We start from the raw sequence: 22,621 nt of genomic DNA, 5'->3' as shown, positions 1-22,621 counted from the left end.
CTTTTTGTTTGTTTTGTGTGCGTGTGTCGGGGTTTCTTTTTTCTGTGTGTCATGTGCCGGGGTCGGGGGGGGGGCGGGGCGGGGGGGGGGGGGGGGGGGGGGGGGGGGGGGCCCGGCCGGCCCCCCCGGGCCCCGGCCCCCCCCCCCCGCCCCCGTCCTCGTTCAGACCAGCTCGCGGACCTCGGTGGCCAGGCGGGTGATCTCGGCCGGCCAGACCGGCTTCGAGAAGAGGTAGCCCTGGCCGTACGGGCAGCCCATGCCGGCCAGGGCCTCGCGCTGGCCCTGATGTTCGATGCCCTCGGCCACCACGGCCAGGTCGAGGTTGCGGGCCAGCGTGACGATCGCGTCGACCAGGGCCCGCTGCTGCTCGCTGAGCAGGATGTCGTCGATGAACGACTTGTCGAGCTTGAGCACGTCGACCGGCATCTGGCGCAGGTACGACAGCGACGAGTAGCCGGTGCCGAAGTCGTCGATCGCGATCCGCACGCCGAGGTCCCGCAGCGCCCGCAGGTCGTCCCAGACCTGGTCGGCGTCGCGGAGCACGAGGCTTTCGGTGATCTCCAGCAGCAGCCACCCGGGCCGCGCCCCGGCGTCCTCGATCGCGGCCTGCACCTGGTCGACGAAGCCGGGCGTCCGGAACTGCCGGGCCGACACGTTGACGCTGATGTAGCGCAGGGACGTCGACGGGTCGTCGGCCTTCCAGCGGGCGAACTGGGCCAGGGCCTCGCGCAGCACCCAGCTGCCGATCGCCACGATCGCGCCGCTCTCCTCGGCGATCTCGATGAAGGCGAACGGGCCGAGCAGGCCCCGGGTCGGGTGCTCCCAGCGGACCAGCGACTCCACGCCGGAGATCAGGCCGGTCTCCATGTCGACGATCGGCTGGTACTGCAGGCGGAACTGGGCCGCGTCGATCGCCTCGTGCAGCGCGATCCGGGTCTCCAGCCGCTCGACCATCGCCGAGTGCAGGTCGGTCTGGTACTGCTGCCAGGTGCCCTTGTCCTCGTCCTTGGCCTGGTAGAGGGCCAGATCGGCGTGGCGCAGCAGTTCGGTCGCGCTGTCCGCGTCGTGGTTGGTGGCGACGCCGACGCTGGCCGCGCCGCTGACGATGTGGCTGCCGCCGAGGCCGTCGCTGACCTCGACCGGCACGGCCAGCGCCGCGACGATCTCGGCGGCCAGTTCCTGGGCCCGCTGGGCGTCCTTCTCGATCAGGATGGCGAACTCGTCGCCGCCCATCCGGGCCGCCGTGCCGCCCCTGCCGACGATCTCGGCGATCCGCTCGCCGACGGCGACCAGCAGCTGGTCGCCGACCGCGTGCCCGAGCGTGTCGTTGACCTCCTTGAAGTCGTCGAGGTCGACGAAGAGCACCGCGAGCGTGGCGTCGTCGCGCTCGGCGACCAGGAACGCGTGCTCGAGCCGGTTGCGGAACAGCACCCGGTTGGCGAGCCCGGTCAGCCCGTCGTGGAACGCCTGGTGGGACAGGTCGTTCTCGAGGCGGCGCTGCTCGGTGACGTCGCGCAGGGTCAGCACCAGGCCGCGTACGGTCGGGTCGTCCCGCAGGTCGCGGGCGACGCAGTCGACCTGCAGCAGCCGGCCGTCCGCGCAGCCGACCGCCAGGTCGACGCCGTCCTGGCGGCTGCGGCCGGCCCGGGCCCGGGTCAGCAGGGCCTGAAGCTCCGGGTGGTGGCCGACCGCGACCAGCGCCGACAGCGGGGTGCCGGCCAGGTCGGCGTGGCCGAACACGGTGGCGGCGGACGGGCTGGCGTAGCGGATGGCATCGTCGTCGGTGACGATCAGGATGACGTCGGACGCGTTCTGGATCAGGGTCCGGAAGTAGGCCTCGCTGTCACGCCGGTTGACCTCGCCGGTCAGGCCGATCCGCTCGATCACGACCGCGATCTGGTTGAACAGCGCCTGGAACGACGGCAGCAGCTCGCGCAGGACGGGAGCGGGGGCGCCCAGGACCGCCCCGCCGACCCGGCCGGTGCCGCCGGGCAGCGGCAGAGTCGCGTACAGGAAGTGGTGGAAATCCCCGGAGGGTAGGCATTCCGGCAGGTCGCTGGCCGTGACCAGGCGCAGGGAGGCCGGCGCCCCGGTGTCGACCCGGTCGGTGAGGCTGAGCTTGTAGTCGGTGTCATCGGGCATCAGCGTGTGGACGGCCCGGCGGACCGCCAGCATGGCGTCCCCCTCGCTGGCCGCGGCGAACAGCGACTCACCCGCCTCGCGCAGCGCCCGCTCCCGGGCGCTGGCCCGCCGCTGGGCCAGCGCCAGGCCGTTCACCCGCAGCAGCACCAGCAGGAACATCAGGGCCGCGGCGCCCGCGATCACCGGCGCGTCGACGACCCCGCCGAGGTTGATCTCGGTGCGCCGGCCGTTCGCGTACTCGATGTAGAGAACCGCCGGCGCGATGAGCGCCGCGCAGGCCATGAAGATGATCCGCTGGGTGCCGGCGTCGTGCGAGTCGCTGTGCGGCGCCGGCCGGCTGAGCGCGGTCATCGACGGCATCAGGGCGGTCCAGCCCATCACCGCGTAGAAGACGATCCAGCCGAGGTCGACCGGGCCGCCCAGGCTCCACGCGCTGTCGAGCTGGGACTGGCCGTAGAAGATGTCGGAGACCAGCAGGCCGATGATGGCGATGCCGATCGCACTCAGCGCCCGCGGCCGCTTGCCCGGGGTGGTCAACATGCGCAGCGTCATCGCCAGCGCGAGCACGTCGCCGAGCGGATAGCCGACCGAGACCAGCTTCTGCGGCAGCGACAGGTCGTGCGAGCGGGTGAACGGCGCGATCCAGTAGACCCAGGCGAGCAGGCCCAGGCCGACGGTCGGGACCAGCGCGTCGAGCAGGGCGGCCCGGTTGCTGCCGCCACCCGACCGCATCCGCACGAACAGCAGGAAGGCGCCCGTGAGCAGCGGATAGACCAGCAGATAGAGGATGTCGGCGAAGCCCGGGAAGGTCGGTGTGTGCCCGGTCGCGACGATCAGGTTGTACGCGTTGTCGCCGGTGTTGAAGAAGGCCAGGGCGGCCGCGATTAGATACCAGGGCGCCTTGCGGGCGGGCCTGTTCAGCCGCACGCCGAGCAGGATCATGGCGACGCTGGAGTAGCCGAGCGCGGCCCAGGTGTAGAGGTGGCTGCCCGGAATCGCGTAGTAGATCCCGGTGAGCACCAGGACCCAGGCGCCGAAGAACGCACGAGCGGCTCGCGTCGTCATGCGCCCGCCTCTCCGATCGGACTCCGGACGGCCGGATTGCCGTCAGAGATCCCATCGGGCAGGCGCCGCCGGGCTTGAGCGGTTCGGCCCGGCGGCGACCTTCGTCTCACGCCCAGGGGGGCGAGGGCACCTCGACCGTACGGTCGGTGTCCGCGGCCTCCTCGACGGCGAGCGCGACGAGGTGGTCGTGGGCGCCCTCGGCGAGTGGGTAGGGCGCCGGGCCCTCGCCGCGTACCCAGGACGCCATCCGCTCGAGCAGCGTGCTGATCGCGATCTCCTCGTCGTTGAGCCGCCGGCCCACGTACGGGTTGCGGAAGAGCACCCGGTCGCCGAGCGAGATCGTGTCGGTGTCGAAGCCGTCCAGGTCGAGGTCGTAGCCGGTCTGCCGGCGCACCAGCGGCGTGCGGATGATCGTGCGCGGCTCGGTCAGCCGCACCACCTCGTCGTCCCGGAGTTCGCCGTGGGTGCCGCGCACCACGATGCGCCGGAACCGCAGCTGGTTGTGCCACTGGTTGTCGGTGAAGTCGTAGAGGCCGGAGAGCCCGTCGCCGAAGTCGATCGTCGCGATCGTGGTGGTGGCCGGCTTCGGCTCGGGGTCGTCGGTCCAGCCGTCCCGGGTCAGCGGGTCGACCAGCGGGGCCGTCGTCCGGCTCGCCCGCACGCTCACCGGCCCGCGGCCCGCCCCGAGGAAGCCGCGCATCATCGAGATCGCGTGGTACATGTGGGTCGACGACACCTGGACCTGCGTGGGCTCGCCGATCACCCCGTCGCGTACGGCGGAGAGCCGGGCCGCATGGGCCGGCACCATCAGGTACTGCTCGGCCACCTGGACGAGGCCGGTGTCGCCGGCCGTCTTCCAGAGCTCCCTGAGCCCGTCGGCGTCCGGCGCCGGCGGCGTCTCGGCCAGCACCGGCAGGCCGCGCGACACGCAGTCGGTGATCACGGCGGGGTTGACGTCCCACGGCACCGCGGTGACGACGAAATCGGGGTGAATCTCGTCCAGCGAGGTGAATGTCGGAATCGGGAGGTCCCGGGGCGACCGGACGACGGCGCCCAGACACTCCACATCCGGGAGACCGGCGGCGAGACGCCAGAACATTTCGGCGCGCCATCCGGCGCCCACCACTGCGAAGGAGGTCATAGTGAGCACCTTATTGATGGCTACGCTTCGCTCGGCGAGCGGCGCTTCGCCCGGCGAGCGGCGAGCGGCGACGGATCTTCAGGGAACGAGGCGGCCGGTGAGTAACAGCGACAACCGCTGGCGGGCGTTATCGGTCGCCCTCGTAGCCGGCTTCATGACCCTCCTCGACGTCAGCATCGTCAACGTCGCGCTCCCGTCGATCCAGAACGACCTCCACCTGAGCCCCGGCGAACTCCAGTGGGTGCTCTCCGGCTACGCGCTGACCTTCGGGCTGGTCCTGGTTCCGGCCGGGAGATACGGCGACGCGCGGGGTCGCCGCAACGTCTTCATCGTCGGCCTGCTGCTGTTCACGCTGTCGAGCGCCGCCGCCGGCCTCGCCACCGGTGCGCTCTGGCTGGTCATCGCCCGCCTGGTGCAGGGCGCCGCCGCCGGCGTCGTCAACCCGCAGGTCTCCGGCCTCATCCAGCAGCTGTTCGCGCCGCGCGAGCGCGGGCGGCCGTTCGGCCTGCTCGGCGGCACCATCGGCATCTCGACCGCGGTCGGCCCGCTGCTCGGCGGCCTCCTGATCCAGGCCTTCGGCACCTCCTCCGGGTGGCGATGGATCTTCTACATCAACCTGCCGATCGGCGTGGCCGCGATGATCCTCGGCTACCTCTGGATCCCGGCCGGGGAGAAGGCCCGGAAGACCGGCGACCTCGACCCGGTCGGCGTCGTGCTCCTCGGCGCCGGCGTACTCCTGCTCTTGTTGCCGTTGGTGCAGGAGCGCGAGTGGCACGGCAACCGCAAGTGGCTCCTGGCCGTGGCCGCCGTCGTCGTCCTGATCGGCTTCGTCGCCTGGGAACGGCGCTACGGCCGGCAGCGGACCAGCCTGATCGACCTCGGCCTGTTCAAGGTCCGCTCCTACGCGCTCGGCGCGCTGATCGGCCTGCTCTACTTCGCCGGCTTCACCACGATCTTCTTCATCTTCACGCTCTTTCTGCAGTCCGGCCTGCACTACACCGCGCTCGAGGCCGGCCTGGCCGTCACCCCGTTCGCGGTCGGCTCGGCCGCCGGCTCGGCGATCGGCGGCCGCCTCGTCAACCGCTTCGGCCGCCCCCTCGTCGTGGCCGGCCTGGCCGCCGTCGCGGCCGGCCTGATCGCGACCGACCTGGTGCTGCACTTCGTGCCCGGCCACGACGCCGGCTGGGCGGCCGCCCTCCCGCTGCTCGTCGCCGGCCTGGGCAGCGGCTTCGTGATCAGCCCCAACCAGGCGCTCACCCTCTCCGAAGTGCCGGTCGCCCGGGCCGGCAGCGCGGGCGCCGTACTGCAGACCGGCCAGCGGATCGGCACCGCCACCGGCATCGCCGCGGTCGGCGCCCTGTTCTTCGCCCAGCTCGCCGCCCACCACGGCAGCTGGGTGCTCGCCTTCCGCAACGCGCTCTGGGTCACCGTCGGTTTCGTGGTGATCGCCCTGGTCGCGGCCCTCGCCGATCTGCGGCGAAGAATCCCGGAAACCGATGCAACCTGAGGACGGGCGACCACCGTCCTTGTCCCGATGAACGCGTCGGACGAGGAGCAGTTCCGGGAGTACGCCGCCGCCCGGATGGACGATCTCCGCAGCCTGGCCTTCCTGACCTGCGGCGACTGGCAGGCGGCGGAGGATGCCGTCTCGACCGCGCTGACCAAGCTCTACGTGCAGTGGACCCGGGTGGCGCTCCCGCACCGCTACGCGTGCCGAGTCGTGATCAACGCGGCGATCGACGAGAAACGGCGGCCCTGGCGGCGCGAGCGGGTGACCCACGACGACGATCTCGACCGGGCGACACCCGACGCCACCGACGCGGTGGGGGAGCGCGACCGGTTACGGCGGGCGCTGCGGCAGGTCCCGGCCGGTCAGCGGGCGGTGATCGTGCTGCGCTATTACGGTGACTTCACCGTGGAGGAGATCGCGGAGATGCTCGGCCGCAGCACGGGCACGATCAAGAGCCAGACGTCGCGCGGCCTGGCGACGCTGCGCAAGGCACTAGGCCTGGCCGAAGGGGGTGAGCGTGATGGAGAGTTTGCACGAGTTGCTCGCGGACGCTAGGGGCGAGCTCCCGCCGAACCCGCTCGACCTCGACGAGATCTCCGCCCGAGGGCGGAAAATCATCCGGCGGCGGCGCTGGTCGGTGGGGGCGGCGGCGGTCGCGGTCACGCTGGCCGCCGCGTCACTGTTCCCTTTCGTACGCCCGTCCCACCCCGATCCCGCGGCGTCCCCGGTGCCCGGTCTCGTCACCTCGTTGCAGGGCTTCACCTCCGGCGACTACCAGGTGGAAGCCTCGATCATGGTCACGCCGGCCTACGAGGTCGCGCCGATCGTCCAGCGCCCGGCCCGCGTCGTCGGCTCGGTCGAGGTCTACCGCCCCGGCGCCTTCGACCCGCGCGTCTTCCGCACCGGCACCCCGATCACGATCGGCTCGACCCCCGGCTTCCTGCACGTAGCCACGTCGACAATCAGATACGGCCCCAACGGCAACCAGAAACTGGCCGAGATCAAAAGGGCGGCCGTGGCGTGGCCGTACGCGGACGACGCCTGGGCCGTGCTCCGCTCCGCGGACGACGGCCCGGACGACGGCCTGAGCGCCGAAACCCTCCAACAGCTGGCGGCCCAGTTCACGCTCGGCCCGCCGGCCCCGGTGCGGCTGCCGTTCCGGATCGGCTACCTTCCCCCGGGCCTGACGCTGCAGGCGGCCGGCCGCACCAGCCTCGACGCCGTACGCGACACGACACTGGGCCGCCTGGGCGAGGCCACGCTGGCTCAGCCCCGGCCGTTCACCGGCCTGACCGGCACCGTGACCCCCAGCGGCGTAACCATCATCGAGCAACACCAGGCCGAAGGCGTACGGCGAGGCGCGACCGCCTGCGACAGCTACGGCTGCTACCGAGGCCTGCCCGGCACCGATCTGTACCTCGGAGTGACCGGCAAACTCCCCACCACCGAGCTCCGCCAAATACTCGACGGCGTGACAGCCGCCAACCCGAGCGACCGGACAACCTGGTTCCCAGCCCAGAGTTAGAAGCCCGTGACCTGGAGGGATTGCGGCCGGGGCTCTCATCTCGAGGCGCAGGCCCGGCCGGCCGAAACCAGATCCACACGGCCAGGGCGTCGATGGCGGGGCGACCCGGCCGTCGGCGCCGAACGGAAGATGAAATGGCTCCGGCGGGCATGGCCAGGAGGGGTGGGGGCATCGCGGGTCGCTCGGCCGGGGCCTGGCCAGGACCTCTCGACCTTGCCCACAGGCGTCCCTGCCGTCGCGCCACCCAGCCAGCGGGCCAAGCGCGTGACCGCCTGGCTCGTCGTCGCCGGCGGCTTGGTGCGAGGCGGGCGGCCCGCGCGCGTGGCGGGCGGGGTTGGCCGCATGGGTGTCAGGCGAGGGTTTGGCCGCGCGTGGCGGGTGAGGGTTAGCCGCGCGTGGCGGGTGAGGGTTAGCCGCGCGTGGCGGGTGGAGGGGTAGCCCGCGCGCATGGTGAGTGGCTGGTGGGCAGTGCGCGGCGGGTGGTTCGCGTTGCCGTCTGTCCCATTGGGGAAGGCGATCATCCGGCCCCGCAGCACGTCGGGAGCAGCGACCTGCAAGCAATGGCCTCCCATAGGCGCGGCTGCCGGTGGGACGGCGCCGGCGATTCCACTTCGAGAGAAGCACCATAGTCGGCTGAAATTCGGTTTCGAACATCGCCAGCCACGAAGGGGTTAACGACAGTGTGCGTGCGTTCAAGCGGATGACAATGCATGCTGCGTCGATCTTCGACCCGCTGTGTTGTTCATGCCGGATTCCCAAAAGCCACGCCGGAAGAATTTGCGAATTGCTGTTGGTAAATTTGTTGCGCCGATGCCGGCTGTCCGGTACCGCTTCTGGCGGAGGCGACGGAGGCCGCCGGCGCCGTTGGACACACTGCGGGCGAGCTGCGGACGCCGTCGACCCGATGGCACCCTTCGTCAGCCGAACCGCAAATGCGGATTCGCTGCTTCCGGTCACGGGCCGGATTGTTCCGGCTCCTCTTCGGGCCGGCTCTGCGGAGGGCGCGGCCCGGCTTGCCGCCGGCCGGCTCGCTTTCGCCGGGGGAGGGCAGCAGCCTTGTGCCTGCTGAGCCATCGCCACCCGGCCCGGCTCTGCCGCCGAGGGCGCTGGGCTCACCGAAGGCGGAACGGTGCCCGCTGACGGGCCGGCACCCGCCGGTGGGGTAATGCCTGCCGATGGGGCCTCGGCCGGTGGCCGGGTGCCTGCCGGTAGGGTGACACCCGCTGGCGGGGCGATACCTGTTGATCGAGCAGTGCCTGGCAGCGGCCCCGCCTCTGCGGACGGCCCCGCCTCTGCGGACGGCCCCGCCTCTGCGGACGGCCCCGCCTCTGCGGACGGGGCGGATTCATGCTGCGCGGGAAAGACGCTTTCCGAAGGGATTTCGCCGCTGTGTAGAAGGTGTCGGCGCAGTGCGTGGCGTTGTTTCAGGCCGTAAGCTCGGTGCCGCTCGTGTTCGCGCCGGAAGGTCTCTGCCTGGGGTGAATAGTTGCGCCGTCTTGTGGGGTCGCGCATAGCGGAAACCTGCGCCGCGGTGAACAATCCCATTTGTTGCATGCGACCATTCTTCCGAGCGATCGTCGACAACTGTAAGCAGTTGATCGTGCCATTTACAGTGCGCCGGTTCGATGTCAAGGATGTTCGACAAGTGGGGCGGCCAGACCATGGCGGTGGGGATGTCAAAGGTTCTTGACATCGAGGAGGCCGGGGATGTCGTCCGAGGCGAAGGGTGCCTGGGCCTACCTGCTCTCCAGTGCCGCCGCCTACATCGTCTATCTCGCGATCGTCGTGCCCCGGCTGTTCCGCGCGCCCGCCGCCCACGTCTCCTACATCGCGCCGCTCGTGCCGATCGCCGTGGCGTCGGCTGTCAGGCCGGGCGTCTCGGCGTGACCGGCAGACCGTCATCGCGATCGAGCGGGGGCGCTACTCGCCGTCGCTGGAGGTGGCCTTTAAGATCGATGTGCCGCTCGACGAGGTCTTTCGGTACCCGGAGGATTGACGGACCTCAATTCTTCATCTTTCGTCCACCTCGGAGGCTCGTCGCCGTTGTGGATCTTGATGAGGATCAAGTCTATGTCCGTACGGCGTTTCACGGTCGCCGCGGCGACCTTCCTGCTGCTCGGTGCCGGCCTGGCCGCCGCCGCCCCGCAGGCCCAGGCCGCCACGAGCGTCCCCCGGTTCGACCACGTCGTTCTCGTCATGTTCGAGAACAAGGCCAGCTCCCAGATCACCTCGTCCAGCGCCCCGTACTTCGGGTCGCTGGCGTCGCAGGGCGCGAGCTTCTCGCAGTCCTACGCGATCACCCATCCCAGCCAGCCCAACTACATCGCGCTGCTCTCGGGCTCGACCCAGGGCGTGACCAGCGACTCCTGCCCGAAGACGTTCAGCGCCGAGAACCTCGCCCACCAGGTGACGTCGGCCGGCCTGAGCTTCAAGGGCTACTCGGAGTCGATGCCGTCCAACGGCTACACCGGTTGCTCCAGCGGCACCTACATGCGCAAGCACAACAGCTGGGTCGACTTCAGCAACAACGCGGCGTCGGTCAACCTGACCTACGCGAGCTTCCCGTCCAGCTCGGCCTATTCAAGCTTGCCCACGGTGAGCTTCGTGACGCCGAACATGTGCGACGACATGCACGACTGCTCGATCGCCACCGGTAACAGCTGGCTGCAGAGCCACCTCGACTCGTACGCCCAGTGGGCCAAGACGCACAACAGCCTGCTGATCGTCACGTTCGACGAGGACAACTCGGCGTCGCTCAACCACATCTACACCACGTTCGTGGGTGCCCACGTCAAGGCGGGCACCTACTCGGAGAAGATCACGCACTACACCGTGCTCCGGACGATCGAGTCCGCGTACGGCCTGAGCGCGATCGGCGGCGCCGCGAGCGTCTCCCCGGTCACCGACGTCTGGAACTGATCGCGCCATGTACCTAGCCTCCGTCGAACGCCCGGCCGGGACGCTCGACCGCACCAAGCGCATCGCCGGCAACGTGCTCGCGCTCGGGGCGGTCAGCCTGGTCACGGACGTCTCCAGCGAGATGGTCTCGGCCGTCCTGCCGCTGTACCTGGTCGTCGGTCTCGGCCTGGGCCCGGTGGTCTACGGCGTCCTGGACGGGCTCTACACGGGGGCGACCGCCCTGCTGCGCCTGGTCGGCGGCTATGTCGCCGACCGGGTGCAGCGTCGCAAGCTGATCGCCGGCCTCGGCTACGGCATCTCGGCCGTCGCCAAGGCCGGCCTTCTGGCGGCGGGAGCGAGTGTGCCCGCCCTGGGCGCGGCGATCGTCGCCGACCGGGCCGGGAAGGGCCTGCGGACCGCGCCCCGAGATGCTTTGATCACGCTCTCCACGCCGGCCGGGGATCTGGGCCGCGCGTTCGGCGTGCACCGGGCCATGGACAGTGCGGGCGCGTTCGCCGGGCCGCTGGTGGCGATCGCCGTGCTGGCCGCTTCCGGACAGGCCTTCGACGCCGTATTCGTCGTGAGCGGTTGTATCGCCGTGATCGGTGTGCTGGTTCTCGTGCTTCTGGTGCGGGACCACCGCGCCGACTCCAGGAAGACGTCGGTCGATCTGCGGGCCGCCGCCGCGCTGCTGAAAGTCGCGCCGATCCGCGCCCTGTTCCTCGGGGCCGCGCTGCTCGGGCTCAGCACGATCGGCGACGGCTTCGTCTATCTGCTGCTCCAGCGCCGGGAGAACCTCGCGACCGGCTGGTTTCCGCTGCTCGCCGTCGGCACGAGCCTCGCGTACCTCGTTTTGGCGGTGCCTTTCGGCACCCTGGCCGACCGGATCGGCCGCACGCCCGTCTTCCTCGGCGGCTATGCCGCCCTCGCGGCCGTCTATCTGCTCCTGACGACCTCCTGGGGCGGGCTTCCCGCGTTGCTCACGGTCCTTTTCCTGTACGGCGTCTTCTACGCCGCCACCGACGGGGTATTGATGGCGCTGGCCGGTCCCGTTCTCCCGCCCGAATTGCGGACGACCGGGCTCGCGCTGATCCAGACCGGTCAGGCGCTGGCCTACCTGGTGTCGTCGGTGCTGTTCGGCCTGGCCTGGTCGTGGTGGGACGCGGCGGGCGCCATCCGCTTCTTCGCGGTGGCCGGGGTGGTCACCCTGGGCGGCTCGGCCGCGCTCCTTCTGCGTACGCGGGGTGCCGCGCGATGAGCCTTCGCCGGCGAGTCCTGCTCGCCTCCGGACTGTCCACGCTGCTGCTGGTCGTGGCCGTCGTCTACGTGCTCGTCGCCGGACACCGCGGTTCCGCCCCGGCGATGGCCGCGGCCACGGTCGACGCCTCGCCGGGGGACCGGATCCTGTTCCGCAGCACGGCGCCCGACTCGATGGGGCGGGTCGCGACCGTCGCGGTGGGTCAAGGGTCTGGTCCGCGTACGGTCAGCGGGGTTGCCTGCAACCGGGTCTATGCCGCCGCCGGGGCGGTGATCTGCCTGCGGCCCGACGGGCCGCTGGCGACCTATCAGCTGGCCGTTCTCGACGCGCACCTGAAAGAGGTTCAGACCTATCCGCTGGTCGGGGTGCCCAACCGAGCGCGGGTCTCACCGAGCGGGCACTGGCTGGCCTGGACGGTGTTCGTCACCGGCGACAGCTACAACGGCGGCAGGTTCTCCACCCGGGTCGGCATGATCAACACGGCGACCGGGGACACCGTCGACACGCTGGAGAGGTTCGCGGTCACGCTGGACGGCAAGCCCTACCAGGCGGTCGACCTCAACTTCTGGGGCGTCACGTTCGTCGACGACCGCACCTTCTACGCGACCATGTCGACGGCCGGCCACCGCTATCTGATCGTCGGCGACCTGACCACCCGGACGGTCCGCACGATCGCCTCCAACGTGGAATGCCCCTCGCTGTCGCCGGACGGCACGCGGATCGCCTTCAAATCGGCGCTCGGCGGCAACCCGTCCAAAGGCTGGCGCCTGTCGGTCCTCGACCTGGCCACCATGCGCCGGACCCCGCTGGCCGAGACCCGCAGCGTCGACGACCAGGCCGCCTGGCTGGACAACTCCCAGGTCATGTACGGCGTCCGCCGCGGCACCAAAGCCTCCGACGTCTGGTCGGTCCCGGCCGACGGCACCGGCTCACCGGCCCTGATCATCCCGAATGCGGAGTCCCCGGCGTCGCTCCTTCGTCTCCCCTCCACCTCGGCGTCAGCAGGCCTTATGCCGGGGTGATCACGCTGAGCGGGTCGTATCGGCCTAACCAAAGGACCACTCTGATGCAGGACCGTCCGGATCAGACCCCGGCCTCCGGAACCACCCGCCGCCGGCTGCTCGGCACCGCCGCGGCGGCCGGCCTGGGTGTGACCTCGCTGGCCCTCCCGCCGAACGTCCGCGCCGCGGTGGCGAACAGCCGGCAGCACGGCGGACACGGCAGCCTGAAGGACATCAAGCATGTCGTCATGCTGATGCAGGAGAACCGCAGCTTCGACCACTACTTCGGCACGCTGTCCGGCGTGCGGGGCTTCGAGGACCCGCACGCCATGCGGATCTCCAACGGCCACTCGGTCTTCTACCAGCCGTTCCCCGGCCACCCCGACGGCTACCTCCTGCCGTACCGGCTGAACACCACGATCAGCTCGGCCCAGGCGATCCCGTCGACCAGCCACGCCTGGTCGGTGCAGCACGCGGCCTGGAACAACGGCAGGATGGACAACTGGCTGCCGGCCCACCTCGCCGCCGACGGCGCCACCAACGGCCCGTACGTCATGGGCTACCTCAACCGGGAGGACATCCCCTTCCAGTACGCGCTGGCCGACGCGTTCACGGTGCTCGACGCCTACCACTGCTCGGTGATCGGCGACACCGGCCCGAACCGGCACATGTGGATGTCGGGCACGGTCGACCCGAACGGCCTGGCCGGCGGCCCGTCGCTGACCACGAGCGGCCCGGCCAACCAGTTCTCGTGGACGACCTACCCGAAGCGGCTCAGCGACGCCGGCGTCAGCTGGAAGATCTACCGCCAGCCGGGCAGCCTCACCGGCGCTTCGGCGATCAGCAAGTTCACCGAGTTCGCCCAGGCCCAGCCCGGCGACCCGATCTACGACAACGGCGTGGCGACCCAGCCGCTCGGCCAGTTCGAGTACGACTGCATGAACGACTCGCTGCCCACGGTCAGCTGGATCCTCCCGCCGTCCGGCTTCGACGAGCACCCGGCCGGCACCCCGGCCGCCGGCGCGTCGTTCGTCGCCGGCAAGATCGACGCGATCGCGGCCAACCCTGACGTCTGGGCCAAGACCGTTTTCATCCTGTCCTACGACGAGAACGACGGTCTCTTCGACCACGTCCTGCCGCCGACCCCGCCGGCGGGCACGCCGGACGAGTTCGTCTTCAAGACCTCCAACACCGGTACGCCCGGCGGCGGCCTCCCGGTCGGTCTCGGCTTCCGCGTGCCGTGCATCATCGTGTCGCCGTGGACGGTCGGCGGCTACGTCAACTCCGACATCGCCGACCACACGTCCCAGCTGAAACTGCTCGAGCGCGTCACCGGCATCAAGGAGACCAACATCAGCGACTGGCGGCGGCGCACGGTCAGCGACCTGACCAGCGCGTTCCGATTCAACGACTTCAAGGAGCCGCCGGTCCTGCCCGACACCCAGGGCGGCCTCAACCTGGCCTCGTACGAGACCAGCCAGCTCCCGCCGCCGGTCGTACCCGGCGGCCACCAGACCCTGCCCCGCCAGGAGCGCGGCCACCGCCCGCGGGCCGGCCACTGACCCGGTTCTCACGTCGGGGCTCTGATCAGGCGGGTAACGCCCGTTCAGAGCCCCGACCGGGACTCTCACTCCCTCAGGTGCGGAGCACCTCGCGGGGGAGCTCGGCGGCCGGCCGGGAGCGGGCTCACGGCGAGGTGTCGGCAAGTTTGACCGGTCTGGTGAGCTCCGGCCGTTGGTAGTGGGCGGCGTCGGCGTGGACCGCGGTTCGGACGACGGACTCGAAGAAGCGGTTCTTCCGGATGACGGCGTCCTGCAGGAATTCTGAGTCGCATATCGCCTCGGCGGCGCCGGTCGTGCCGTAGCCCCAGCAGCCGGCCAGAATGAGGACCTCGGTCTTCCGGCCGCCGCCGAGCGGGTTGGGGACGCGGATGATCAGGCCGTAGTCGAGGGTCAGGTCCCCGTCGGGACCTCGCCGCGGGGCGAAGCCTCGTCGAGAGACGTTGTCGTAGAACGCGACATCGTGGATTTTCGACCCGGGCACGGTCATCGACAGCGTTCCGTCGTAGCGTTCCATGGTCGCGCGGCTGAGATCGTTGGCGTCGGGGCCGCCGAGCAGGACGAGGTCATGTTCGCGGTCTTCCGGCGACAGGGAGTCGACCGACGAAACCCTGACCGGGCAGCCGATCCGCTGCAACTCGCGCTGGACGGTGATGAGACCCGCGACGTCTCCCATCCCGACGAGGCCGGACGGCTCCCAGCGTCCCAAAGCCGCGCGGTCCTGGGCGCCGATGACGACGGTGATGCCGCGAGCGGCCATTCCGCCCCAGAATTGACGCGCTTGTCGTTCCCGCCGCCACCGCCTGATGCGCGCCACGCTCCATGTGGCGAGAGCGCCGATAGCCGCCGCGATCAAGTTGATGATTACGTCCCGAACGTCGTCCACGCGCGCCTCCCGCCCCGTCCTGACGGACAGCCGGAACGGCTACGGGTTCATCGCCCGCAGGCTTGTGGTGACGGCGGCGGTGGTGCGGGCGGTGTCGCCGGTCGCCAGCAGGTCGAGGAGGGCGCCGCGGAGCAGGGCCAGGACGGCGGTGCGGCCGGCCTGGGCCTCGGGGGTGTCGCGGGTCGAGGGTGGCTGGGCGCGGGAGAGGACCTGCAGCCAGTCGGCGACCGTTTCGGCGGCGAAGCCGGCCCACGGGCCGTCGGAGTCGATGAGGGAGCGGGCGTAGGCCTCGACCCACAGCGTGAGGAGCGGGCGGTGGGCCGGGTCGCTCAGCCAGGACCAGACCTGGGCGCCGGCCTCGGGCAGGCCGTCGGCCGGGCCGGTCTCCGACAGGAGCTTCAGTTCGTCGCCGCGGGCGCGGGCCAGCAGGGCGCGGACCAGGCCGTCCTTGCTGTCGAAGAGGAACAGCAGGACGCGCGGGCTCGACCCGATCGCGGCCGCCAGGGGGCGCAGGGAGAGCTGGACCAGGCCGTGTTCGCGGACGTAGGCGTACGCCAGCTCGAGCAGCTCCTCCTTGCGACCGTCCGGCACGCCGCTAGTATGCCAACTGAAACGAGTGTTTCAGTGAAGGGTGCGGGTGATGATCCGAGAGTTGGGCCGGCCGGGGGACCTGGGCTGGGTGATCCAGGCGCACGGCGAGGTGTACGCGGAGGAGTACGGGTTCGACGGCCGCTTCGAGGCGCTGGTCGCGCGGATCGTCGCCGACTATGCGGCCGGGCACGACACCGGGCGGGAGAACGCCTGGATCGCCGAGGTGGACGGGCGGCGGGCCGGGTGCGTGTTCTGCGTGGACGCGGGCGAGGGCGAGGGTGACACCGCGGTGCTGCGGGTGCTGCTGGTGACGCCGGCCGGCCGCGGGCTCGGGCTCGGCGGCGCCCTGGTCGACACCTGCCTCGCGTTCGCCCGGAAGGCCGGCTACCGGCGGATGCGGCTGTGGACCACCGATCCGCTGGTCGCGGCGCGGCACATCTACCTGTCGCGCGGCTTCGCGCTGGTCGAGTCGGCGCCGCACGACGGGTTCGGGGTCTCGCTGGTCGGGCAGACCTACGCGCTCGACCTCTGAGGCCGGATCGCGTCGGCCGCGACCGCCCCGGCCAGGGCCAGCACGAGCATGCCGACCAGGCCGTGCAGCCCGAACACGTAGTGGCCCGCGGTGTCGTCCATGTTCTCGGCGATCTTCGCGATCAGGACCTGGATCGAGACCAGAACGGCGATCGCGACCGGCAGCAGGAGCTGGCGCCGAGGCTGCCGGGCCGCGGCCGCGACGACGGCCACGAGCAGGGGCAGGACGAACGTGACGTAGCCGAGGGCCCGGTGCGGGCCGAAGTCCCGGCCGGCGGCGCCGCTCGCGGCCAGGAACATCTGGGCGGCCATGACCAGCAGGAGCAGTGCGGCGGCCGCCTTGTGAACGCTTCTCATGCCCACTCGACGAGACAGCCGGACGAAGTGTCAGGTCATCTTCGTGGTCAACTGGGCCCGTGGAGGAACGGTCGCAACTCGTCAACGTCGCCTACCGGCTCCTCGGCTCTCTCACCGAGGCCGAGGACGCGGTGCAGGAGGCGTACGCGAGATGGTTCGCGATGCCGGCCGCCCAGCGCGCCGGCATCGCCAACCCCGCGGCCTGGTTGACCCGGGTCGCCGGGCGCATCTGCCTCGACGTGCTCGGCTCGGCCCGGGTGCGGCGGGAACGGTACGTCGGATCGTGGCTGCCCGAGCCGCTGCCCCTGGTCGGGGACGACCTCGCCGGGCGGATAGCGGCCGACGAGACCGTCACGATGGCGTTCCTGGTCGTGCTCGACTCGCTCACCCCGGCCGAGCGGGTCGCGTTCGTGCTCCACGACGTGTTCGGCTACCCGTTCGCCGAGGTGGCCGCGACCCTCGGGCGTACCGCCGCGGCCTGTCGCCAACTGGCGACCTCGGCCCGGCAGAGGCTCCGGAAAGCCGATCTGCCGTCCCCCGCCGCGCGCGAGGCCTCGCTCGTGCGCGACTTCCGGCTGGCCTGGGAGGCGATGGACATCGACCGCCTGGTCGGGTTGCTCGACCCGAACGTCACCGTGATCGCCGACGGCGGCGGGGCGGTGAGCACGGTGGCCCGCCCGATCACCGGCCGCGCGCAGGTGGCGCGCTATGCCGTCGGCCTGCCCCTGGCCGGCCAGGTCTTCGAGGAGCGGCCGGTCAACGGGCGCCCCGGGTTGGTCGCCCGGCGCGACGGCGTCATCGTCTCGGTGCTGGCGTTCGGGGTGACCGGCGACCGCATCCGCGACATCTGGGTCGTACGCAACCCGGCCAAGCTGCACCACTTCCTCAGCTCGGCATCGTGAACTCGTTCCAGGCCGCCACGATCTGCCCCGCGTCGTCGGTGACCACCCGGTCGACCCCGCACCCCGCGACGACCACGTCGCCCGGCCGGCGCCGCACTCCCGCCCAGGCCACCTTGAACGCCCGGTCGTTCGTCTCGGTGATCAACCAGACGTGCCGTACCTCCTCGAAACCCGCGGCCCGGCCCCGGTAGAAGTCCAGGATCGCCTCCCGCCCGACCACCCGGCCGGCCCCCGACTCCAGGACCGCGCCGGGCGCGAACGCCCACTCGACTTCGCTCGCCAGCCGGTCCGGCCGCTCGACGGCGACCCGCGCGAGACCCATGTACCGGTCGACGGCATGCGTGTTTACCCCCACGGTGAAGATCACGCTCGGCGACGATCCGAGTTCAGGTCGGCTATCCGACCGTGGGAACGACCTTGCCCCGGGTGTGGCCAGTGGCGGTCCACGGGGTAGATCGCGGCGACCGACGTGGACGGTCACGCCGGCCAGGCGTCGAGGAGCGCGTGCTCGGCGATGGTGCCGCCAGGGCGCGCAGGCCGAAGACCTCGGCGGCGCGATGCGGCCGGGAACCGGGCCCGGCCGCTGGGGCCAGGATCTCAGTCGATCGCGGCCGACACCTTGGTGAGGAAGCGGGCGACCTGATCCGGGGCGTAGCAGGACCCGAGCCAGTCGTCGCGCTCGTCGACCGAAACCCAGCGCAGGCCCCGGAACTCGGCCGGATCGGCGGAGAGAGCCATCGCCGAATCGCCGCGAAGGATGAACCAGAGGGTGACATCGACGTGCTCGCCGGGCGGCCGGGTCACACTCTCGGTGACGAACAGGGGCTCGTCGCCGAGCAGGAAATCGGCGTCCACGGTCAGTTCCTCGGACGCCTCGCGGCGGACGGCGGCCGCCGGCTCCTCGGTGTCGACGTGGCCGCCCGGGAAGACCCACGCGCCGGCCTTGAGGTGGTCGACCTGAAGGACGCGGCGGCGGTCCGGGTCGAGCAGGGCGAAATAGACCGCCAGGTGCCGCGGCGGGACCGGCCCGCGCTCGCGGAACAGCGGCGCGCCCGAGTCGATCCACGACAGGACCGACGACTGTGCGGAAGCCTCGGCGGGGTCGAGCGGGGCGATCGCCGCGATCGTGCGGCGGATGCTCGATCGGAGAACGTTCACGATGGCTGGTTCCTCACGCCGTGGAGTTGTTCGAGCCCGAGATTGTCCTCGGTTTCGCCCAGCTGTTCACGCGGCGGGCTGCCGAGCGGGAATCCCAGGCTGATGAGGCCGTCGGCGAACCGGCGCTCGACCGGGTAGCCGCGGGCCCACCTCAGGACGCCGGTGTTCTCCGGGAGCACCGTGCCGACGAAGCGCTCGATGCCGTTGGCGCGGGCCGCGAGCGCCAGGTGGGCCAGGAGCGCCCGTCCGACGCCCCGGCCCTGGAACGCGTCCTCGACCACCAGCGCCACCTCCGCCTCCGACGGCGAGAGGCGCTCATATCGGCCGACCGCGACTATCCGCGTACCGGAAAGAGAAACGAACGCCTCGCGTGAGTGATGGTCGACGTTGACGAAGCGGTGCAGGAGTTCGCGCGGGATGCGCGGGCAGGGGGTGAAGAAACGCAGGTAGCGGGTGTGCTCGCTCATCCGGGCGTGCAGCCCGATCAGCCCGGCCGCGTCGTCGGGGCGGATCGGCCGCAGGGTGAGGTTCACAGCGCGCCGAAAGCCTGGAGGCCGGCCGCGATCGCGGTGTCGACGGCGGCGCGCATCGGGCCGGGCCGGCGCTCGGTGCGGCCGATCCGGGCGCTGCCGAGCGGCGGGCGGATCTGCAGGGTCGCCGGGTGGGCCGCCAGCAGCCGCTCCTCCTCGGCCCGCATGGCGACCCGTTCCAGCCAGGGTGCGCTCGCCCCGGGCGCGCGCCGCGCGAACCACCGCGACAGCACCATCCGCTCGGCGCGGCCGGGCACCGCTGACGTCTCGTCGGCCCGCCGGGTCCGCAGGGCCACGATGTGGGTGGCCCCGTCGGCCAGGGCCGTCCGCACCGGGACCGCCTCGCTCACCCCGGCGTCGACGAACCGCCGCCCGCCGATCTCGACCGGCTCGCCGGCGAGCACCGGCATGGCCGTCGAGGCCCGCAGCGCCGCCTGAAGGCTGGCCTGGTCGCGGATGGTCGGCCGCAGATCGACCGACCGGCCGTTCTCGGCGTCGGTGGCCAGCGGATGGAACTCGACCGGGCTGGCCAGAATCTCCTGGAAGCCCATCGGCATCAGCGACGTGTAGACCGTGTGGACCAGGAACCGGGTGTCCACCACCGGCTGGCGCCGCAGCGCCCGCCGCACGTCGATCGTTCCCCGCATGATCTCCGGGGTCCACCAGGCGTGGATCGTGCTGCCGGCCCGCCCGCACAGCAGCCAGGCGCCGTTCAGTGCCCCGGCCGAGCTGCCGTAGACCGCGTCGAAGAGCGGCAGCAACCCCAGCTGCTCGATCGCTACGGTCATGCCACTCGAATACACCCCGCGCGAGCTCCCGCCCTCGATCAGCAGCACGAGACGGGCGTCGTCGCCGCGGTCTCCCGGTGTGCTGCCCTGCCGGAGACGCTCGCGCAGGAGCCTCAGGACGGATTCGTTCTGTTCCACACGGCCAAGGAAACGCCCTGACACCCTGTCAGGGTCAACCTTCCTGCACCCGGCCGGTGTCTCAGAACACATGGGGCGAGGCCGATCGATCGGGGTGTGACGATCCTCAACCGCATGCGTCTCGGCGTGCGCCTGGCTGCCGCTTTCTCCGTTGTCGTGATGCTTCTGCTGGTGGTGATGGGGGTCGCGCTCGCCACCTCCGCGCGACAGCAGGCGGCGGCCGACCGGATGGAGCGGGCCCAGCAGTTCGTGGTCGCGGTCAAGGACGCGAAGTTCTCGGCCGCCGACTTCAACGGCTGGCAGACCGCGTACGCGTTCGACGCCCTCCGCGGGGTTTCCGACGCGGCCTCGGACACCGGATCGTCCCGCAAGGCGTTCCTCGCCTCGGTGCAGACCTTCCGTACGCGCGTCGAGGCGGCCGCCTCGACCGCGCCTTCCTCGGCGCAGGCCGACGTTCAGCAGATCACCGCCGTACTCGACCAGTTCGTCTCCGTCGACGCCCAGATCGCGCAGCTCTACGTGGCCGGGGACGACAAGTCGGCCAACACCCTGGTGCTGGGCAAGGAGATCGACCTGTTCGAGCAGATCAGCAAGCTGCTCGACCGTTCGGCGGCGGTCGCCGACACGTCCTTCGCCGGGGCCCGGAGCGACGCCGCGGCCGCGCACGAGACCGGAACCCGGATCGTGTGGGGCGCCGGCACCGCCGCGGCGATCATCGCGATCGTCTTCGCGCTGCTCGTCACCCGGTCGATCACCCGGCCGGTCGAGCAGGTCCGCAAGCGGCTGATGCTGCTCGCCGACGGTGACCTGGCCACCCCGCTGGCCGTGACCGGCCGGGACGAGATCGCGGCGATGGCCGGCGCCCTGGGCAAGAGCCTGGAGTCGCTCGGCGGGGTCATGCGCACGATCGACCAGTCGTCGGAGTCGCTGGCCGCGGCGGCCGAGGAGATGTCGGCCGCGTCCAGCCAGATCGCGGCGTCGGCCGAGGAGTCGGCCGCGCAGGCCCAGGCGGTGTCCGACGCCGCTGGTCAGGTGTCGACCAACGTGCGGACCGTCTCGGCGGGCAGCGAGGAGATGGGCGCGTCGATCCGCGAGATCGCCCACTCGACGAGCGAGGCCGCCGCGGTCGCCGGCACGGCGGTGCGGGCCGCCGAGGCCGCCAACGCCACGGTCGCCTCGCTCGGGGAGTCGTCCCGGGAGATCAGCGACGTCGTCCGCGCGATCACCGCGATCGCCGAGCAGACCAACCTGCTGGCGCTCAACGCGACCATCGAGTCGGCCCGGGCGGGAGACGCGGGCAAGGGCTTCGCGGTCGTCGCGTCCGAGGTCAAGGACCTGGCCCAGGAGACGGCCCGGGCAACCGAGGACATCGTGCGGCGGGTCGACGCGATCCAGAGCGGTACGCAGTCGGCGGCGGCGGCCATCGCCGAGATCGCCACGGTCATCGGGCGGGTCAACGACTACCAGACCACGATCGCGTCGGCGGTCGAGGAGCAGACGGCGACGACGGCCGAGATGAACCGCAGCGTCGGGGACACCGCGCAGGCGGCGGAGCAGATCGCCACCAACGTCGCCACGGTCGCGGTGGCCGCCCAGCAGACCACCGAGGGCGTCACGCAGGCCCAGCAGGCGACCGCCGAGTTGGCCGGGATGTCGGCGAATCTGCGGACCCTGGTTTCGCACTTCCGCTACTAGGCGCTAGGGTGAGGCGACTTGCTGGTTTTCTGCATGAGGGAATGAAGCCTGTGATCACGGGTGCGCCTAGCGGCCGCCTGACCCGGCGCTGACACTTCGCGTTGTGGGGCGGTCCGACGTCCTTGTCGTGAACCCATTCCTCATGTCGTAAAGGACCTTCAACCTTGTCTGTGGATCTTCGTATCCAGCAGTCCGTCGTCGCCAACCTCTCCGCCCGCCCGGCCGCCGTCGAATCGGGGCCGTTCATCCTGGGCATCGACCCGGCGACCGACAATCCCAACATCAACTACGCGACGCCGCGCCCCGGCGCGGCGATCACCGCCACCGACGTCGAAAACCTGATCGGTGCCTTCCGCTCGGCGTCGCGGCGGCCTCGCCTGGAGTACGTCGTGAACTGCGCTCCCCACCTCGAGGAGTTGCTGCTCGCGGCCGGTTTCACGGTCGAGGAACGACACGAGTTCCTGACCTGCTCGCCGGAATCCCTCATCCCGCCGTCGGTCACCTTCGACATCCGGGAACCGGCCACCCGCGCCGACCGGGCGGCGATGGTGGCCGCCCAGGGCGAAGCATTCGGGGGCGAGTTCGAGGTGACCGACGCCGACGTCGACGGCATCGAACGGCTCCAGCGGCGCGGCGGGTTCGCGCTGATCGGGGTCGCCGCCGACGGGGACTGCGCCGGGGGCGGCCAGGCCGTCCCGCCGAACGGCGGAGTCGCCGAGATCGGGGGCATCGCGGTCCGCGAACCGTACCGGCGACAGGGCCTGGGCGGGGCGATCACCGCCGGGCTCGCTCGGCGGATCTTCGACACGGGCGCCGACATGGCCTGGCTGGAGGCGTCGGGTGACGACTCGTGGCGGGTCTACGAGCGGATCGGCTTCCGCGCGTCGGGGCGGCGCCTTTACATCCGCCTTTAGTTCACGGTGGGCCGGCCCGTCCCGGGCCGGCC

At 71.2% G+C, this 22,621-nt stretch carries 20 protein-coding genes and 1 pseudogene; 12 read left to right on the top strand and 9 right to left on the bottom strand.

The annotated features are described in order from the left end of the window. Window positions 1-162: 162 nt before the first annotated feature. Complete coding sequence (locus AB0M88_RS46180) at window positions 163-3,207, bottom strand: EAL domain-containing protein (protein ID WP_364113392.1); 3,045 nt, start codon at window positions 3,205-3,207, stop codon at window positions 163-165. A gap of 106 nt (window positions 3,208-3,313) precedes the next feature. Further along, a complete protein-coding gene (locus tag AB0M88_RS46175) occupies window positions 3,314-4,348 on the bottom strand; it encodes a gfo/Idh/MocA family oxidoreductase (RefSeq protein ID WP_364113390.1) in 1,035 nt (344 codons plus the stop codon). 97 nt (window positions 4,349-4,445) lie between these two features. On the opposite strand from AB0M88_RS46175, the gene AB0M88_RS46170 reads away from it, so the two are divergent. From AB0M88_RS46170 to AB0M88_RS46135, 8 genes are all read left to right on the top strand, one after another. Next, entirely contained in the window at window positions 4,446-5,855 is a 1,410-nt protein-coding gene (locus AB0M88_RS46170) for an MFS transporter (protein ID WP_364113388.1), read from the top strand. A gap of 27 nt (window positions 5,856-5,882) precedes the next feature. Continuing rightward, the gene (locus AB0M88_RS46165; protein ID WP_364113386.1) at window positions 5,883-6,413 is read left to right on the top strand and encodes a SigE family RNA polymerase sigma factor; all 531 of its coding nucleotides are present in this window, start codon (window positions 5,883-5,885) and stop codon (window positions 6,411-6,413) included. Beyond that, window positions 6,379-7,383: a hypothetical protein gene (locus AB0M88_RS46160; protein ID WP_364113384.1), complete on the top strand. Its 1,005-nt coding sequence runs from the start codon at window positions 6,379-6,381 to the stop codon at window positions 7,381-7,383. The genes AB0M88_RS46165 and AB0M88_RS46160 overlap by 35 nt, the downstream gene beginning before the upstream one ends. A 1,707-nt stretch (window positions 7,384-9,090) precedes the next feature. Further along, window positions 9,091-9,270 (top strand): hypothetical protein, encoded by a 180-nt coding sequence (locus tag AB0M88_RS46155; RefSeq protein WP_364113382.1) that lies wholly within the window; start codon window positions 9,091-9,093, stop codon window positions 9,268-9,270. Window positions 9,271-9,453: 183 nt separating this feature from the next. Then, the gene (locus tag AB0M88_RS46150; RefSeq protein ID WP_364113380.1) at window positions 9,454-10,302 is read left to right on the top strand and encodes an alkaline phosphatase family protein; all 849 of its coding nucleotides are present in this window, start codon (window positions 9,454-9,456) and stop codon (window positions 10,300-10,302) included. Window positions 10,303-10,309: 7 nt separating this feature from the next. Beyond that, window positions 10,310-11,539, top strand: a complete 1,230-nt coding sequence (locus tag AB0M88_RS46145; protein WP_364113378.1) for an MFS transporter — start codon at window positions 10,310-10,312, stop codon at window positions 11,537-11,539. Next, the gene (locus tag AB0M88_RS46140; RefSeq protein WP_364113376.1) at window positions 11,536-12,561 is read left to right on the top strand and encodes a hypothetical protein; all 1,026 of its coding nucleotides are present in this window, start codon (window positions 11,536-11,538) and stop codon (window positions 12,559-12,561) included. Before AB0M88_RS46145 ends, AB0M88_RS46140 begins: the two co-directional genes overlap by 4 nt. Before the next feature lie 44 nt (window positions 12,562-12,605). Further along, complete coding sequence (locus AB0M88_RS46135) at window positions 12,606-14,102, top strand: alkaline phosphatase family protein (protein WP_364113374.1); 1,497 nt, start codon at window positions 12,606-12,608, stop codon at window positions 14,100-14,102. A 124-nt stretch (window positions 14,103-14,226) separates the two neighbouring features. Here the strand turns inward: AB0M88_RS46135 and AB0M88_RS46130 are convergent, their stop codons facing one another. Together AB0M88_RS46130 and AB0M88_RS46125 are read right to left on the bottom strand one after the other, a co-directional pair. After that, window positions 14,227-14,859 (bottom strand): hypothetical protein, encoded by a 633-nt coding sequence (locus AB0M88_RS46130; RefSeq protein ID WP_364113372.1) that lies wholly within the window; start codon window positions 14,857-14,859, stop codon window positions 14,227-14,229. 165 nt (window positions 14,860-15,024) lie between these two features. Beyond that, window positions 15,025-15,576 (bottom strand): TetR/AcrR family transcriptional regulator, encoded by a 552-nt coding sequence (locus tag AB0M88_RS46125; RefSeq protein WP_364113371.1) that lies wholly within the window; start codon window positions 15,574-15,576, stop codon window positions 15,025-15,027. A gap of 49 nt (window positions 15,577-15,625) precedes the next feature. Here AB0M88_RS46125 and AB0M88_RS46120 point away from each other — a divergent pair, with 49 nt between their 5' ends. After that, entirely contained in the window at window positions 15,626-16,108 is a 483-nt protein-coding gene (locus tag AB0M88_RS46120) for a GNAT family N-acetyltransferase (RefSeq protein ID WP_364113370.1), read from the top strand. Here the strand turns inward: AB0M88_RS46120 and AB0M88_RS46115 are convergent. Beyond that, window positions 16,090-16,464: a DUF6220 domain-containing protein gene (locus tag AB0M88_RS46115; protein WP_364113368.1), complete on the bottom strand. Its 375-nt coding sequence runs from the start codon at window positions 16,462-16,464 to the stop codon at window positions 16,090-16,092. The genes AB0M88_RS46120 and AB0M88_RS46115 overlap by 19 nt on opposite strands. Before the next feature lie 59 nt (window positions 16,465-16,523). Between AB0M88_RS46115 and sigJ the strand changes: the two genes are divergently transcribed. Further along, a complete protein-coding gene (sigJ, locus tag AB0M88_RS46110; RefSeq protein WP_364113366.1) occupies window positions 16,524-17,366 on the top strand; it encodes an RNA polymerase sigma factor SigJ in 843 nt (280 codons plus the stop codon). Here sigJ and AB0M88_RS46105 read toward each other — a convergent pair. The 4 genes and pseudogenes from AB0M88_RS46105 to AB0M88_RS46090 form a co-directional block, all read right to left on the bottom strand. Further along, window positions 17,350-17,733 (bottom strand): hypothetical protein, encoded by a 384-nt coding sequence (locus tag AB0M88_RS46105; RefSeq protein ID WP_364113364.1) that lies wholly within the window; start codon window positions 17,731-17,733, stop codon window positions 17,350-17,352. The genes sigJ and AB0M88_RS46105 overlap by 17 nt on opposite strands. A 230-nt stretch (window positions 17,734-17,963) precedes the next feature. Further along, on the bottom strand, window positions 17,964-18,524 hold the full coding sequence (locus AB0M88_RS46100) for an NUDIX domain-containing protein (RefSeq protein WP_364113362.1): 561 nt from the start codon (window positions 18,522-18,524) through the stop codon (window positions 17,964-17,966). A gap of 83 nt (window positions 18,525-18,607) precedes the next feature. Beyond that, window positions 18,608-19,057: pseudogene (locus AB0M88_RS46095) on the bottom strand (GNAT family N-acetyltransferase); the annotation flags it as partial. Next, complete coding sequence (locus AB0M88_RS46090; RefSeq protein WP_364113360.1) at window positions 19,054-19,980, bottom strand: patatin family protein; 927 nt, start codon at window positions 19,978-19,980, stop codon at window positions 19,054-19,056. The pseudogene AB0M88_RS46095 and the gene AB0M88_RS46090, both read right to left, overlap by 4 nt. 96 nt (window positions 19,981-20,076) lie before the next feature. Between AB0M88_RS46090 and AB0M88_RS46085 the strand changes: the two genes are divergently transcribed. Continuing rightward, complete coding sequence (locus AB0M88_RS46085) at window positions 20,077-21,675, top strand: methyl-accepting chemotaxis protein (RefSeq protein ID WP_364113358.1); 1,599 nt, start codon at window positions 20,077-20,079, stop codon at window positions 21,673-21,675. 170 nt (window positions 21,676-21,845) lie between these two features. After that, complete coding sequence (locus tag AB0M88_RS46080; protein WP_364113356.1) at window positions 21,846-22,589, top strand: GNAT family N-acetyltransferase; 744 nt, start codon at window positions 21,846-21,848, stop codon at window positions 22,587-22,589. Window positions 22,590-22,621: the final 32 nt, after the last annotated feature.

The organism is Actinoplanes sp. NPDC051411 (genome assembly GCF_040682075.1).
Lineage (GTDB): Bacteria > Actinomycetota > Actinomycetes > Mycobacteriales > Micromonosporaceae > Actinoplanes.
This window is presented reverse-complemented; position numbering and strand designations above follow the sequence as displayed.

What these genes read in the sequence shown, in the direction of transcription:
- AB0M88_RS46180 (WP_364113392.1), bottom strand. Translation starts at nt 3,207, where the DNA reads ATGACGACGCGAGCCGCTCGTGCGTTCTTCGGCGCCTGGGTCCTGGTG.
- AB0M88_RS46175 (WP_364113390.1), bottom strand. Translation starts at nt 4,348, where the DNA reads ATGACCTCCTTCGCAGTGGTGGGCGCCGGATGGCGCGCCGAAATGTTC.
- AB0M88_RS46165 (WP_364113386.1), top strand. Translation starts at nt 5,883, where the DNA reads ATGAACGCGTCGGACGAGGAGCAGTTCCGGGAGTACGCCGCCGCCCGG.
- AB0M88_RS46160 (WP_364113384.1), top strand. Translation starts at nt 6,379, where the DNA reads ATGGAGAGTTTGCACGAGTTGCTCGCGGACGCTAGGGGCGAGCTCCCG.
- AB0M88_RS46155 (WP_364113382.1), top strand. Translation starts at nt 9,091, where the DNA reads ATGTCGTCCGAGGCGAAGGGTGCCTGGGCCTACCTGCTCTCCAGTGCC.
- AB0M88_RS46150 (WP_364113380.1), top strand. Translation starts at nt 9,454, where the DNA reads ATGTCCGTACGGCGTTTCACGGTCGCCGCGGCGACCTTCCTGCTGCTC.
- AB0M88_RS46145 (WP_364113378.1), top strand. Translation starts at nt 10,310, where the DNA reads ATGTACCTAGCCTCCGTCGAACGCCCGGCCGGGACGCTCGACCGCACC.
- AB0M88_RS46140 (WP_364113376.1), top strand. Translation starts at nt 11,536, where the DNA reads ATGAGCCTTCGCCGGCGAGTCCTGCTCGCCTCCGGACTGTCCACGCTG.
- AB0M88_RS46135 (WP_364113374.1), top strand. Translation starts at nt 12,606, where the DNA reads ATGCAGGACCGTCCGGATCAGACCCCGGCCTCCGGAACCACCCGCCGC.
- AB0M88_RS46130 (WP_364113372.1), bottom strand. Translation starts at nt 14,859, where the DNA reads ATGGCCGCTCGCGGCATCACCGTCGTCATCGGCGCCCAGGACCGCGCG.
- AB0M88_RS46120 (WP_364113370.1), top strand. Translation starts at nt 15,626, where the DNA reads ATGATCCGAGAGTTGGGCCGGCCGGGGGACCTGGGCTGGGTGATCCAG.
- AB0M88_RS46115 (WP_364113368.1), bottom strand. Translation starts at nt 16,464, where the DNA reads ATGAGAAGCGTTCACAAGGCGGCCGCCGCACTGCTCCTGCTGGTCATG.